The sequence below is a fragment of the Nostoc sp. NMS9 genome (assembly GCF_017114995.1).
Classification (GTDB): Bacteria; Cyanobacteriota; Cyanobacteriia; order Cyanobacteriales; family Nostocaceae; genus Nostoc.
The window spans coordinates 1-14,922 of sequence record NZ_JABXKL010000018.1 but is presented as its reverse complement, the minus strand read 5'-3'; the positions used below and the strand labels follow the sequence as shown (position 1 = coordinate 14,922).

The 14,922-nt window shown below is 42.0% G+C and carries 9 protein-coding genes; 5 read left to right on the top strand and 4 right to left on the bottom strand.

The genetic code is table 11. The annotated features are described in order from the left end of the window. Positions 1-21 precede the first annotated feature (21 nt). Positions 22-2,334, top strand: a complete 2,313-nt coding sequence (locus HWQ40_RS06510; RefSeq protein ID WP_292775795.1) for an NACHT domain-containing NTPase — start codon at positions 22-24, stop codon at positions 2,332-2,334. Between the two features lie 55 nt (positions 2,335-2,389). Here the strand turns inward: HWQ40_RS06510 and HWQ40_RS06505 are convergent, their stop codons facing one another. The 4 genes from HWQ40_RS06505 to HWQ40_RS06490 form a co-directional block, all read right to left on the bottom strand. Continuing rightward, the gene (locus tag HWQ40_RS06505) at positions 2,390-2,716 is read right to left on the bottom strand and encodes a hypothetical protein (RefSeq protein ID WP_292775793.1); all 327 of its coding nucleotides are present in this window, start codon (positions 2,714-2,716) and stop codon (positions 2,390-2,392) included. A gap of 267 nt (positions 2,717-2,983) precedes the next feature. Next, complete coding sequence (locus HWQ40_RS06500) at positions 2,984-3,193, bottom strand: hypothetical protein (protein WP_292775791.1); 210 nt, start codon at positions 3,191-3,193, stop codon at positions 2,984-2,986. Positions 3,194-3,647: 454 nt separating this feature from the next. Continuing rightward, positions 3,648-7,889: a chemotaxis protein CheB gene (locus HWQ40_RS06495; protein WP_292775789.1), complete on the bottom strand. Its 4,242-nt coding sequence runs from the start codon at positions 7,887-7,889 to the stop codon at positions 3,648-3,650. Positions 7,890-8,780: 891 nt separating this feature from the next. Further along, positions 8,781-9,221 (bottom strand): response regulator, encoded by a 441-nt coding sequence (locus tag HWQ40_RS06490; RefSeq protein ID WP_292775786.1) that lies wholly within the window; start codon positions 9,219-9,221, stop codon positions 8,781-8,783. Between the two features lie 1,018 nt (positions 9,222-10,239). Here HWQ40_RS06490 and HWQ40_RS06485 point away from each other — a divergent pair. The 4 genes from HWQ40_RS06485 (at position 10,240) to HWQ40_RS06470 (ending at position 14,788) form a co-directional block, all read left to right on the top strand. Then, the gene (locus HWQ40_RS06485) at positions 10,240-10,863 is read left to right on the top strand and encodes a Uma2 family endonuclease (protein WP_292775784.1); all 624 of its coding nucleotides are present in this window, start codon (positions 10,240-10,242) and stop codon (positions 10,861-10,863) included. Between the two features lie 68 nt (positions 10,864-10,931). Continuing rightward, a complete protein-coding gene (locus tag HWQ40_RS06480) occupies positions 10,932-11,876 on the top strand; it encodes a fatty acid desaturase family protein (protein ID WP_292775782.1) in 945 nt (314 codons plus the stop codon). A 173-nt stretch (positions 11,877-12,049) separates the two neighbouring features. Continuing rightward, positions 12,050-13,432, top strand: a complete 1,383-nt coding sequence (locus HWQ40_RS06475) for an RNA-guided endonuclease TnpB family protein (protein ID WP_292775779.1) — start codon at positions 12,050-12,052, stop codon at positions 13,430-13,432. Positions 13,433-13,519: 87 nt separating this feature from the next. Next, positions 13,520-14,788: a bifunctional sterol desaturase/short chain dehydrogenase gene (locus HWQ40_RS06470; RefSeq protein ID WP_292775776.1), complete on the top strand. Its 1,269-nt coding sequence runs from the start codon at positions 13,520-13,522 to the stop codon at positions 14,786-14,788. Positions 14,789-14,922: the final 134 nt, after the last annotated feature.

Genomic DNA, 14,922 nt, shown 5'->3' with positions numbered 1-14,922 from the left:
ATTTGATGTGTGTAAGCTCCTATGGTCAAGCGATCGCTCCAAGGATCACTCAACGGGATTCAAGAAGCCAAAAAAGCGTTCGCTCATAAGGGGTGGACACATGACAATTTGGCTTTTGAAGTCAACTTAAAGACTCGCCAACCAATTTGGCGGTTTTTTAGTGGGCGTCCGGTTGAGCGTCATATCTTTATAGAAATTTGTTCTGTGTTGTCGTTGAATTGGCGGGAGATTGCGGCTAATCCTCCAGAAGAATTTCCGGAATCAAGAGAACCTCGTGCTGAATTTTTAGATATTGATGCTCTCGTCCAACAAGTGCGATCGCAACGCTTTGACAAAATTCAAGACCAGTGCGGCACTTTGCAGTTATTAGATGTTGGTCGCCCCGTTAGAATAGATGACATTTACATCGATGTCAACATTTTGGAGGAGATTGCCAGCTTTCAGTGGTTAGAGTTTGCTGACTTGCAAAACTTTACATCAAAAGAATTTGATCGCTTTGGTTTAGGTAAAGTATCCCAGACACAAATCGCTGGGATCACGGCAGTTGAAACTTACTCAAAGCTGCGGGTGTTGGGTAAACCGGGAGCAGGTAAAACCACTTTTTTGCAACATCTGGCGATTCAATGCAACCGAGGTAGATTTGCAGCAAATCGGGTTGCCATTTTTGTCAGCTTAAGAGATTTTGCCGACGAATCTAGAGAAGCAGGAGAGTTCCATTTACTCAACTATATTTGCAAGGAATTCCTCACCTGTGGCATTTCAGAGCCATCTGTGCTGGAAACTTTGTTGTTGGAGGGCAGAGTGTTGCTGTTGCTGGATGGATTAGATGAAGTGCTACATCAAGAGAGCAAAGGTGTCGTCAACGAGATTCGCAGATTCTCTGAAAAGTATCAAAAGAATATGTTTGTTGTCACCTGCCGCACGGCGGCTAAAGCTTTCAACCTCAGACGCTTTACAGATGTTGAAATTGCCCCCTTTAGTCAAGACCAAATTGTTGCTTTTGCTCAGAAGTGGTTTACAGCACTCACAAAAACGAACATCCAGGATAAACAGGAACAGGCAGTTGAGTTTATTGAAAAACTAGATTTACCCGAAAACTTCCAATTTCGTAGACTTGCCGTCACCCCCTTGTTTTTGCATCTCGCCTGCTGGGTTTTTCATCACCAGAACAAATTCCCAATCCAAAAAGCTGCCTTTTATAAGCAATGTTTAGACCTCCTCCTAGGCAAATGGGACGAAACTAAAGGAATTGAGCGGGATGAAGTATACCAAGGTTTTTTATTACCACAAAAGCTGAAGTTGCTGAGTCAGGTTGCTAGCGCGACTTTTGAGCAGGGTAATTACTTTTTTGAACAACGCATTGTTGAGCAATACATTAGTGACTATATCGGTGATTTGCCGAATGCTTCGACGGAGCCAGAGGAATTGCAATTAGATAGTGAAGGCGTACTTCAGGCTATAGAATTGCAACATGGATTACTAGCAGAACGAGTGCGGGGGATTTTCTCCTTCTCTTATTTGACGTTTCAAGAATACCTGACTGCTCGACAAATCGTCGCTAATCATAATTTAGAAGCATTAGAACAACCGTTACAACGTTTGGTAAGTCATATTACTGAACCCAGGTGGCGTGAAATCTTTTTGTTAACGGTTGCCATGCTGCGGAGTGCAGACTTTCTGGTGCAGTTGATGAAGCAAAAAGTTGATGCGCTAGTGGCTCAAGATCCATATTTGCAAAAATTTTTAACTTGGGCAAATCAAAAGTCCCTTGCTGCTCCCCCCCAGCCTGCTGCAATTCGCGCGTTTTACCTTGCCCTAGCTAGGACTCCTCACCTTACAGCGGACTTTGCTGTTGCCTGCATGCTCGATCAAAGTATTTTTTTGGATGTGGCATTAGATAACCTAGTAATGGAATGCACTATTGACTGCAAATCTAATTTTGCCGATGTTCATGCCTGCGACGATGCTCTGAGTAATGCTTTAGCGATTGTTCAAGATGCTGGCTTACGTCAAGCTTTACAACAACTTAAAGACCTACTGCCTGATCCAAAACAAACTAGAGAAAGGTTTCAGACGTGGTGGCAAAAAAGTTACCCTGCCTGGATGGAGCGGTTAGAGGCGATGCTCGCCAAGCATCGAAACATTCAGCATCACTGGCACTTCAGCCCACAGCAACAACAAGTATTGCAACAATATTACGATGCCAATCAGTTGCTTATCGATTGCCTTAATAGCAACAGTGAGGTAACAGACGGTGTGCGGCAAGAGATTGAAGCCAGTTTGTTATTGCCAATAAAAGAACTCTCCAAGCGAGAATGGCAGGGATTGTCATAACAATTCAAAATTCAAAATTCAAAATTCAAAATTAAAGACATTTTCAGACGGGGATTTAAACCCCGACTGAAACTGACGCTACCTGTAGACGTAGGGGTCTTAAACCCCTTGATTTATGATAAGGCAGGGGAGCAGGAGGGGAGAGGAGATATATTTTAGAATGCAACAATGAGCCTTTGATATTCATTAATGAGTCTTTGAACTCCATTAATGAGCCTTTGATATTCATTAATGAGTCTTTGAACTCCATTAATAAGCCTTTGATATTCATTAATGAGCCTTTGAACTCCATTAATGAGTCTTTGATGTTCATTAATGAGTCTTTGATGTTCATTAATGAAGCTCGGAACTCCATTAATACCAATTCTTTATGAAGACGCATAGAAAGAACCCAACCCCTCCCCTTGCTAAGGGCCTACCGTGTACACATAAGTTGAATTACCCCCCTTAATCCCCCCGATGCATTGGGGGGAAAAAAGATATCTAGTTCCCTCCCCTTTATAAGGGGAGGGTTAGGGTGGGGTAAAACCTTGGTTAATCAGCTATTTCAGACTTGTACGTACACCGTAGTTGCTAAGGGGAGAGGAGACAAAGCGTAGCTTTGGCGGGGTGGGGTTCTTATTTTTGATTTATGCAAGAGGTCTAATGATTATGTCGTCCGTAAATCTGCCTCGGTGAGGAGTATCATTGTTTCTGCACCAACTCTACCAAAGTCAGGCTCTAGCCCTAATCCCATCTCAATGAGATACGTCCATGTGCCAGATTCAGGTGTGTAGCTGCGTACAATCCCTTCTCCACCAACAAACCTCACCCATTGAGTATTGCGAAACTTAGGCAGCTTCATGAAAGTTGCAGTCATGCGTAAGACCCCTCAATTCATAGTTGATACTTTCTGTTTTAGTAAAATAAATTAAATATGCTTTGTATCTTTTTAAGTAAAGATATCAAATATCATCTATAACTTTGGAATGTTTTAGGTGCAGATTCTACAATTTATACGTAATTAAAACGTTTATTCAAACATGATATATAGCAGTCCTAAATAATTTGTGAAAAATTAGATCCCCGACTTATCTAAGAAGTCGGGGATTTGGACACCGCGCATTTTCAAAAATCAAATGTTGTATTGCTATATTTGACAACAGTACCCTCAATACTGTTCGGTTAAGGCAAGAGACGCGATGAATCGCCGTCTCTACAATAATCAGTCTTTCGTCTTGACGGCGATTTATCGCATCTTTAGCGATCTAGAATTTTCATCAAAAAACCTTAACCGAACCGTATTGACAGTACCCTCAATTACGAATTACGAATTACGAATTATCCGTGCCTCGTCCACTCAAGTTTGCAATCATCAATACCAATTGAGTAGAGTCAATCGGTTTAGCTATATGCATTTGGAACCCAGCATCAATTGCCATTTGCCGCTCCTGCTCGGTGGCATAGGCAGTAATTGCGGCTGCTGGAATTTGTCCCCCAGCTTCAGCCTCAAGCTCTCTAACCTGACGCATCAGGGAGTAACCATCCTCATCTGGCATTCCAATATCTGCTAGAAGCACATCATATTTGCCAGGAGATTCAGTTAGAGCAGCGATCGCTTCCCTAGCCGATGTCACAACTACTACTTCAGCCCCGAAGTCTTCTAACATCCACTTTAGTAAGTCGCGGCTATCCGCTTGATCGTCTACAGCCAAGATGCATAACCCTTCAAGGGTAAGGGATGCAATCCTACCATCTAATGTATCCAGAGTCTCTGACAAAACGCTCGGCTCTAAATAAGTTGGCGGTGTAATCTCCAGTGGCATTGAGCGCAGAGGCAGCCTGACGGCGATCGTGGCTCCTTGTCCCTCGCCTGGACTTTGCGCTTGAACTGTTCCACCGTGAAGTTCGACAAGATGACGGACGATTGACAAGCCCAATCCAAGTCCCTGAGTCGTTTTGTTGCTGCTGGAATTTCCTTGACGGAAGCGATCAAAAATATATGGCAGCAAGTCTGCCGAGATGCCAATTCCTGTATCGCTGACTTGAATCTGGGCGTGAGTATATAGAGCTTGGAGCGTGATTTCCACTCGCCCACCGGCTGGAGTGAACTTAATAGCGTTAGAAAGTAAATTCCACAGAACTTGCTGTAAGCGATCAAAATCTCCGACAATCGTCGCTGAGTTCAAGTCTGAAACAATTTGAATGCTTTTCGCCTCTGCGGAAAATTGGATAGACTCAATTGCGGCATCGATTACTGAAACTAGATCAATTAGACGAGTGTTTAAATGAAGCTTTCCACTCGTAATCCGTGCGACATCCAGCATATCATCAATTAACTGAGCTTGTACGTTAGCACTCCGCTCCACCACTTCCCAGGCACGAGTGACTGCTAAAGAATCTAAATTGCGGGTGCGGAAAAGTTGCGCCCAGCCCAGTATAGTATTGAGCGGGTTACGAAGTTCATGGGAGAGGTTCGACAGGAATTCATTTTTGGCTCGGTTGGCATTTTCCGCCTCTTGACGGGCTGACTGCTCCTGTGCTAGAAGTTGCGATCGCTCTAACTCAAACTGCTTGCGATCGGTGATATCTTCAATCGCCAGCAAAATCCTTTCAGCATCTCCCTGTTGAATAATTTTCCAACCATTGAGCAGCATGGTTTTCTGCCCAATCTGCTCAAAACGATGCTCCACCTCTAAGTTTTGAATACTAGTATCGTTGGCAAGAATGTCTTCTAAGAGCGATCGCAGTCCGGGCAGGTTCCACTGACCGTTTCCTAGTTCAAAAACCAGAGATTGCGCTGTCTGTGATGGTGAAACCTGAAATGTTTCATAAAACGAGCGATTGGCTTTGTTCACCCGGAAATCAGAATCAAGCACGATTAACGGCACTTGTACCGTCTCCACAATCGCTTCAGCGTAATTCCGGGCTTGTTCTAACCTTTCTGCACTGCGTTTAAGAACATCAATATCTATTAACACCAACACTACACCATCAATCTGGTTTTCTGTGGTGCGATAAGGACGGATGCGGAGGTTGTACCAATGTCCCCCCAGGGTTTGGACTTCTAATTCTTTGATGCTGAGTGTGTCAAGAACCTCCAAAATTAGAGGTTCTAAGTCAGGAGTATTGAGATTCGCTCTGATGTCGCTCAAGGGTCGTCCAGCATCGGCGGGAATTAAATTGAAAAGCCGCTGCGCCATTGGCGTAAAACGTCGAACGCGTAAGTCATTTGTCAATATCAAAATTGGAATATTGATACTGGCAAGTAAATTCGTGAGATCGTTGTTAACTTGGTGTAATTCCAGATTTCGAGAGCGAAGTTCTTCATTAGTTGTGTTGAGTTCTTCGTTGGTTGCCTGAATCTCTTCTTTAGCAGTTTCTAGCTCCTCATTGGTGCTTTGCAACTCTTCATTACTGGAGAGAATTTCTTCATTGGCAACTTTCAGGTCTTGATTGATGTGCTCCTGCTCTTGAATCACCGCTTGCAGATACTCTTGAGTCGCAGCCCGCTCTTGGTTTGCGGTTGCGAGTTCAAGTCTTAGCCTAGCAATCTCTCGCTCTAAGTCTCCCTGCTCTTGGCTCTCAGGATTTACCGTGTTGAGGTTGCTAACAGTGGGTGGGGCTTCTTCAAATAAAACCAGAAAGTAGAATTCTTCATTGATCGAAGGCTTGAATGGAATCACCTCAATATTGATGATTTTTAAAAGATCGCCCTCTTCAATGCCCTCTTCAATTCGTAACCCTTCCTTTCTAACTAGAATTTTTTGCCGTTGTGCTTGATAAATTGTGGAGCGTAGCTCAATGAGCAAACCCTCGCGCACCATTTTGAATAAGTTAAGACTTGGTTTACCAGGTGCAAGTTTTAGGTAGAGATCGATTTCTCCCCGAAATTGCAGCACGTCCATCTTGTCGTTGATCACCACACCCACTGCGGCATAGCGATTCAAGATCAGTTGGTCAGTTTTTCTTTCTAAGTCAAACTCATCCGATGAACTCTCATTCATTAACTTAGGTTCGTCCACTTTTACCATCGGATAATTGCTGGTAACGAACGAAAAAGTTGGACGAAATGCGGTTATTTTCTTAGCATAAATTTTATACTTTTTATCAATCTGAGTAAACAACTCTGAATATTTACCAGTGCTTTCTGAAGTCCCTAGCAGCAAAAAGCCAGTCGGGTTGAGACTGTAATGAAAGATAGGCAGTATCCGTTTTTGCAACGTTTCGCCCAAGTAAATCAGTACATTCCGGCAGCTAATTAAATCTAAGTTGGAAAAAGGGGGGTCGCTACCCAAGTCTTGTCGGGCAAACACACACAGTTCGCGGACAACTTTACTAATTTGATACCCACCACCTTCAAAGGCATTAAAGAATCTGCGGCGGCGCTCTGGTGAGACTTCGATCATTTGATTCTCTACATAAATGCCCGATCTTGCTTTGTCAATCGCTATCTCGCTGATGTCTGTGGCAAAAATCTGGATCGGCGGCGGGGTGATTTTATCCGACAAAAACTCCAGCAAGGAGATGGCGAGCGAATACACTTCTTCGCCCGTGGAACACCCAGCTACCCAAATCCGAATCGGCAACTCTGCTGATTTGTTTTGGATGATAGTGGGAAAAACTCGCTCTCTCAACAGTTGAAATGCTTCAGGGTCGCGGAAAAAATAGGTAACGTGGATCAGAATTTCTTCATAGAGCGCCTTGACTTCAGCCGGATTTTCTTGCAAATACTGGGCATAATCTTCCAACTGCTCTAGTTTATACAACAGCATTCGCCGCTGGATTCGGCGATCGAGCGTATTGGGCTTGTAGTGGCTGAAGTCAACGCCAGTTGCCGATCGCAATGAGACAAAAATAGTCGCCAGGGCATCATCGTGTTCGGGCAATTTCTCAACCGCGATCGGCGGCTGTGAGTCAGTAATAAAAGGATTGCGACTGAGGTTTGCCAGTTCCTCAGCAATTTTTTGAGGCGGCAGCACAAAATCAACATTCCCTGTAGCAACAGCAGTATTGGGCATACTATCGAATTTTGCTGTGTCTTCACACTGAGCAAAAGTCACGCCTCCAGCTGCCTTGATTGCCTTTAGCCCCAGTGAACCGTCTCCATCCGCCCCAGATAAAACCACTGCGATCGCTTTGTGCCCTCGATCCGCTGCCAACGAAGTAAAGAACGCATCAGCAGGCATATATTTCCCCTGAACTTTCTCTCGCGCCGTGAGTTGCAACACCCCACCAGACAACATCATCTTAGTGTTAGGCGGAATAATGTAGACCTTGTTAGGTTCTACAGTCACGCCATCTTGCACTTCGCTGACAGGCATTTGAGTTTTTCTTGCCAGAATCTCGCTCAACAGACTCTTGTGGTTAGGGTCTAAGTGTTGAATCAGCACAAATGCCATCCCTGTATCGGTAAGCAAATGCCTGAGCAACTGGCTAAATGCCTCTAATCCACCCGCAGAGGCCGCAATGCCAACGATGGGAAATAAAGCATCTCCAATGTCTTGCTGCTCTATGTCGAATTCATTAGCGGTAGATTCAGATACAGGTTGCTCAGAGGGTTGATCGGATGTCATAGAATGAAGTTTAGCACTGCAATGGTTTGGCAGATCAGCTTTATATTTTAGGTCAGTTTACTTACTTGCCCTGTATTTATAATAGTTTGAGTATAAATGAAATAAATTAAGGCTGATTGGATGAATTAAGTTCTCAAATCACGCCTAGTTCTGATTTTGATCGATTTTCGCTTTAGCGTCAGGAAAAGAGGAAAAGGGGCAGTTCTTGCTGGGAGCAGGGGGCAGGGGAGAGAATCCGATAAATAAATTTAGGGCTACTGAAAAGTTGGACGCATTATTTCTCGCGGAGTGAGCATCTCATAACTCGCTTTTAAACTCAAATATCTGGAAGTTTGGCGATTTTATATTTTTATTGCAAATTGCGAATTACGAATTGCGAATTGGATTTATCTAATATCCCCAATAGATAAAGTATAAAAAATTTAAGTTTACTAAATCCAAGTCACTGCCAAGAAGTAAGAAGCTAGGATAAATCCAATACCAATAATTCCACTACTCAAAAGCAAAACTAATTGAGTTAAAACACTCATTTTATAACTCCTAAGATTAATTCTATCCTTTATCAAGTTCGTTAGTAGCATTTCAAAAATAATCATCACCACCATTGAAGAACAATTCAGCTATTCTGAATTCAGGAGTCAGAATCAAGACGCGACTCGAAAATACTCGCTACCGCAACGCTTACAGTCGGGGATTCAGACCCGCGACTGAATTGTTGCACCACCAAATCGTAGATTTGGTGGGGGTCTTAAACCTGGTTATTCATCCGCTAGTCGTACAAAATTCATTCTGAATTCTGACTCCTGACTCCTGAATTCTGTTCGATAAATGACCCGTATTATTACTTTTCAAAACTTAGACTACTATATCTAAGACATTAATTAGAGCTAGTTAGCATGAGGGCGAATGAGGGTTATTAGCAATTGCTAAAATGCCAAGCACAGCAACGAAATCATCAATAACTACGGGTTTAGCAAAGCATAGACTAAACCCAGCTAAGAGAACACGTTGATACATATCTTCAGTTACAGTGCCTGTCAAAGCGATCGCTGGCACTACTTTGCCTCGTTCTCCCGCAAGTGTTCTCACTTGGTGAATCAGAGCATAGCTATCCTCCTTTGGTGAGGAAATACCATTCAAGAGGACATCAGGTTGCCATTGCACAAATATTTCCAGAGCTTGCTCTTTTAAGAATGCTGCTTGCACCTTCACACCATAGGATTGCAACATTGGCGTCAACGAATTGCAGAAATTGACATCATTATCTACAAGGAGAACTCGTAGCCCTTGAAGAAAGGAATGATTAGTAGGAAATCTATTATTTATATGCATCACAGTTCTAAAATTGGGATTTTCTTGAACTTTGGAAAAACCTTAAACAGTGCATTTATGTGTGTTTGCTTAAAGTTCAGTAAAGGTCTTATCAGTAGGCAAAAAAATGGGGAACGTGTTATTACCTTTGAAAGTATCAACTCCCTTAGCAGCTTTGATTGCAGTTACTAGTACCGCAAGACGAAATTCAAAATTCACGCATTCAAAATTCAAACAGGTATACAGCGTAAACGTTTCGTTGATTTGGAATAGGTGGTTTATTTACACTGTGCTGTACTAGTACGCGACGGCGGAAATAGAGCAACCATTTAAAATCTTTAAAAAGCCCATTCCATAATACTTTTGACTTTTGACTTTTGACTTTTGACTTCCGCCTTGCGGTACTAGTCTATTAAAAGCACTAACTTTCATGGCAACATCGTCAATATCAAGTATTTATTTGACCTGCTAAAAAAAATTATTAACAATTTTTACGATAACATTCTATTGTTAAAGTTCATGTTTGAATAAATGTTTTAATAGCGTATAAATTGTATAAATTGTATAAATTCACCAAGAAAATTTATGAAGAAAAAGATTTAAATTATTCCGCTATCAATATTATGTCTAACGAAGCAGAATTTTTCTATCGTTCAGTAGTAGTTAAAACGATTTTCAATAATAGATGCCAGAAGCCATACTTTCCACTATCAAAAGCCACGCCAAAGGCTGCTCCCCTCTGTCTGTTATGATGATTATCATTTCTATAATTGCCTAGATGTGTAGCGGCTTGTTGTTAGACATCGCAAATCTGTAGTGTGACACTTGAAAATGCAGGAAGTAAAATATTCAGTACAAAAGCTAGGTTTACGAGTATCAAAGATTGATTAACGGAGTTCAAAGACTCGTTGACGAGTATCAAATGATGAATAAGCCTTAGAATTGCAATACGCTTAGAATAAGTCTTTTTTCTCCCTCGGCTCCCCCTAGCTCCTGCCTCCTTCACGCTTATATCAGTTTTGCTTTAAGAAATAAAGCCATGATTCAAGCCTTACGCAAACTAGTTACATTCGATGAATTTGTTGCTCAGTACCCAGACAACCCACAACGACGTTATGAACTCCATGATGGAGTAATTGTTGAGATGACACAAGCAACAGGCGACCATGAAGAGGTCGTTGGATTTTTAGTCAGAAAACTTAATGTTGAATTAGATCGCTTAAATCTTGCCTATCTCATCCCAAAAACAGTATTCGTCAAACCATTTGAAAACGAATCAGCTTATTCACCAGATGTCCTTATACTAAATCAGCCTAATTTAGTAAACGAACTTCTATGGAAAAAAGCATCGACTGTAAGCCTTGCTGCATCTATTCCTTTAGTGGTGGAGGTAGTGAGTACTAATTGGCGTGATGATTACCACAAAAAATACGCTGACTATGAACAAATGGGAATTCCTAAATACTGGATTGTGGATTATGCCGCATTGGGTGGTAGGGAATTCATTGGCAAGCCAAAACAACCTACTATCTTGGTTTGCTGTTTAGAAGAAGGTGAATATTTAATTAATAAATTTCGAGGTAATGACCGTATCCAATCGCCAACATTCCCAGAGTTGAATTTAACCGCAGAACAAATTTTTCGCGCTGGTGTGGCCAGCTAATACCATTTTGGATTGTCAAAGAAGCAAATTTATACTTAATTTCAGCAACACTCTGTAGAGTTTCAATTATGTCTAACGCAATTATTCAATCTGAAGTATTGGATGACAAACCTGATAACAAGCAAAACGTCTGTCAAATTCTCAGTGTACAGGAATTAAATCTTCTAAACGATCGCTCCAACAGCAAAGGGCTAGTTAAACTGGTTTTGCACCTTACAGTTATGGGTTGCAGTGGCTACCTGTGGGGAACAAACTTTGGCAATTGGTCGGTGGCTATACCAGCACTAGTAATTTACGGCTTCAGTCTGGCTTCCATGTTTGCACCGATGCATGAATGCGTTCACAGAACGGCTTTCGCTAACAATCGTTTGAATGAAGCTGTGGCATGGTTTTCCGGCTTGCTCTCATTTTACAACAGCACTTTCTTTCGTCGTTATCATAAATGGCATCACCGTTACACTCGCGTTCCTGACAAAGATCCGGAACTGACCGATCCCAAACCGAGCAACCTGGGTAAATACTTGTTGATAATTAGCGGTTTACCGTGGTGGTGGGGTAAAATACGCGGGCATTTTCAGGTTGCGACTGGTCAATTTGACAATTTTCCATTTGTGGCAGAAGCCGCACGAGCCAAAGTTATTCGTTCTACACGTTGGCAATTAGGTATTTATGCTGGTGCGATCGCTCTTTCAATTGTAGTTAATCAGCCTTGGTTTTTCCTCTATTGGCTGCTACCCATGCTTATCGGTCAGCCGATTCTCCGGTTTATTCTGCTAGCAGAACATACAGGTTGCACTCTTGACGCAAATCTGCTCACAAATACCCGCACAACGCTGACATTCTGGCCTGTGCGATTTTTTATGTGGAATATGCCATTTCATGCAGAGCATCATTTGTATGCATCAATTCCGTTTCACGCGCTACCAAAAGCACATCAGCAATTGAGCAAACACTTTACCCATATTGAACCTGGATATCTGAAAGTCAACTGGAATATCATAACTAATTGCTAATTGGGCATTGGGCATTGGGCATGGTTATTCTCCTTGTCTCCCATTCCCCATTTCCTTTGATTTCTACAAGCCACACACTCGTGACTTATAGTCATGAGTTAGGTGCTCCATATTGAGCGTGACTTTGTGTTACAATACCAGTGTATTTAACACATTCTTTGAAGTTGTCCTACGTGCAGAAAGCATTCAATATTACACTAATTTCCACACACAATCAACTCCTCTTAATTAACAAGACTATTGGCTGTGCAAGGTTTGTGTACAACCGCTTTTTAGCACTGAGAAAAGAGTTATATAACACCGAGAAAAAAGCGTTAAACTATAACGCTTGTAGTCAGCAGTTAACTTTACTTAAAAAAGAGATTGCATGGCTCAAAGAGGTAGATAAATTTGCTCTACAAAACTCGCTCAAGAATCTAGAAACAGCGTACAAAAACTTTTTTCATGATTGCCAAAAAGCTAAAGGTAAAGGTGTAGGCTTTCCTAAATTCAAAAAGAAACATGGATGCAAGCAGTCCTACAAAACCAACCTAACCAATGGCAACATTCAGGTAATAGAGAATCGTTTAAAACTACCAAAACTAGGATGGGTGAAGTTTCACAAGTCTCAGGAAATTACGGGAAAGCTTATAAATGTTACGGTAACTCGCACTTCATCAGGTAAATATATTGCTAGTATTTTATGTGAAACAGAGATAGAGAAACACCCCCAAGTTACTCAAAATCTTGGGCTAGACTTAGGCATAAAATCTTATCTCGTTACTAGCAATGGTGAGCCAGCCCGGTCTTGTTGTCCCAACAAAGAGGAGCCAGCGCGGTCATGGGGGTCTCCCCCAGGAGCGACTGGCGTTGGACTGGCGAACCCGAAGGGAGAAGTTGTAGATAATCCGAAATATTACAGAACTCAAAAAAGGAAGTTACGCTCATACCATAAAAAGCTATCTCGTAGTGTCAAGGGTAGCAGTAATAGAGTCAAAGCGAAAATCAAGCTGGCTCGTATCTACTCACACATTAATAATATGAGAGATGACTTTCTGCATAAGCTATCAACTCGTTTAATCAAAGAAAACAGTATTATCTGTATAGAAGATTTGCGAGTTGCTAACATGATTAAAAATCACAAATTAGCTTTGAGTATTTCGGACACTAGTTGGTCTAAGTTCATTGCCATGCTGGAATACAAAGCTTTGTGGCATGACAGAATTGTGCAGAAAGTGGGTACATTTTATCCCTCATCTCAAACTTGTAATCATTGTGGTTTCATTAACCCATTGGTCAAAGATTTAAAGCTGCGTGAATGGTCTTGTCCTAATTGTAGTAGTTACAATTTGAGAGACAATAATGCAGCTTTGAACATATTGGGTGAAGGATTGAGATTAATAGCGAAAAGCGGGGGTATTAATACTGCGGGGGAGACCCCCGCAGCAAAGCGACTTTTCAAGACAGCCGCCGTGGGTATCCCGGAGGCTCTAAACGCCTGTGGAGAACTTGTAAGTCCTGAAGTCATTCAGGCACAGATCGTTGAAGCAGGAATCACGCCACTTCTAGTGGTGTGAGGTTCAATTTAATTTGCTCTAGACTCGACCTGAACGCACCTTTATCAGATCATGAAGAATGATTAAAAAAAACGAGTATAGACAAACATGATAAAAATGCTAGCTGAAAACTTGATAGGAATTGAGACAAGTTTACAAATTAATTGGGTTTGGCTAAATGCCAGCTTACAGTTTGCTAGTTGGGCACTTTTCTCACTTTTACTCGCTGAGATATTCAGAGACAGCTACCATGCTTTGTGTCACCAAGTCAATTGGCTTGCTAAATGGCACAACAAGCACCACATGGCTTATCGCCGCGATTTATCGATAGTTTCCCTGAAAGTTTACCAAGAATCCCAGCTTTATCACGACATTTTAGAGTCGAGTCTACTGCTGGTGGTATTGGTAGTCATTGCCTTAATTGTCCAACAACTGGGATTATGGCTGGGAGTAGCTTATGGTTGCACCTTCTTGTATGGCGCGTCTGTGCGATATTTCCAGGGAAAAATTGATACAGATTACAACCACCTACCCGGCCCTTTAGAGACAATTCCATCCATTTGGTGGGTGAATCGGTCTTACCATTGGCGGCATCATTTTGATGATGTCAACGCTTACTACAGTGGTGTCTTTCCCCTAGTGGATAAAATTCTTGGCACAGGACTATCTCTCAAAGGTAAAACCATCGCTTTAACTGGAGCATCAGGAGCGTTGGGGCAAGCGTTGGCGGCTGAACTTGTAAAGAATAATGCTAAAGTCGTGGCATTAACTACTAATCCAGAAAAATTAGTAGAGCAAGTTGGGGTAAAGGTGGTTTCCTGGCAGTTGGGCAACGAAGCCAATTTGAGGGATAGTTTAGAGAAAGTAGATATTTTAATTATCAATCACGGAGTCAATGTCTACGCCAGCCGCACACCGGAGGCTATCAACTCCTCTTATGAAGTGAATACCTTTTCAGCATTGCGGTTGATAGATATATTTTCGACAACTGTAACAGGCCCACAAGCAAAAGCAACCAAGGAAATCTGGGTAAACACTTCTGAGGCTGAGGTTTCTCCAGCACTTAGTCCACTTTATGAACTCAGCAAAAGAGCGCTAGGAGATATTGTTACCCTCAAGCGTTTGGATGGGGATTGTATAATTCGCAAGTTAATTCTTGGCCCATTTAAGAGTCAACTGAATCCTTATGGAGTGATGTCTGCACAGCAAGTTGCTCGTGCGATCTTATTTTTGGCACGGCGTGACTTCCGAAATATTATTGTGGCAATAAATCCTCTTACCTATCTGCTGTTTCCCTTAAAGGAAACTAGTACGTCACTATATTATCGAGTCTTCAGCCGGACAGCGAAAAGTGAACAGGACTTACGCAAACAATAGTCGAAAAGAATGATTTTTCCTCCTCTCACGCATAGCTGCTTACTTCTGTCAACTTTTGTGTTAGGAAATATGCTTATAATAGACCCATCCAAAATATAATCAAAGCACAAAAAAATGGTAGAAAGTAAAATTAG

Bases quoted from the DNA above. Each gene is read 5' to 3' on its own strand.
- HWQ40_RS06510 (WP_292775795.1), top strand. From the start codon at position 22: ATGGTCAAGCGATCGCTCCAAGGATCACTCAACGGGATTCAAGAAGCC.
- HWQ40_RS06505 (WP_292775793.1), bottom strand. From the start codon at position 2,716: ATGCGTCTTCATAAAGAATTGGTATTAATGGAGTTCCGAGCTTCATTA.
- HWQ40_RS06500 (WP_292775791.1), bottom strand. From the start codon at position 3,193: ATGACTGCAACTTTCATGAAGCTGCCTAAGTTTCGCAATACTCAATGG.
- HWQ40_RS06495 (WP_292775789.1), bottom strand. From the start codon at position 7,889: ATGACATCCGATCAACCCTCTGAGCAACCTGTATCTGAATCTACCGCT.
- HWQ40_RS06490 (WP_292775786.1), bottom strand. From the start codon at position 9,221: ATGCATATAAATAATAGATTTCCTACTAATCATTCCTTTCTTCAAGGG.
- HWQ40_RS06485 (WP_292775784.1), top strand. From the start codon at position 10,240: ATGATTCAAGCCTTACGCAAACTAGTTACATTCGATGAATTTGTTGCT.
- HWQ40_RS06480 (WP_292775782.1), top strand. From the start codon at position 10,932: ATGTCTAACGCAATTATTCAATCTGAAGTATTGGATGACAAACCTGAT.
- HWQ40_RS06470 (WP_292775776.1), top strand. From the start codon at position 13,520: ATGATAAAAATGCTAGCTGAAAACTTGATAGGAATTGAGACAAGTTTA.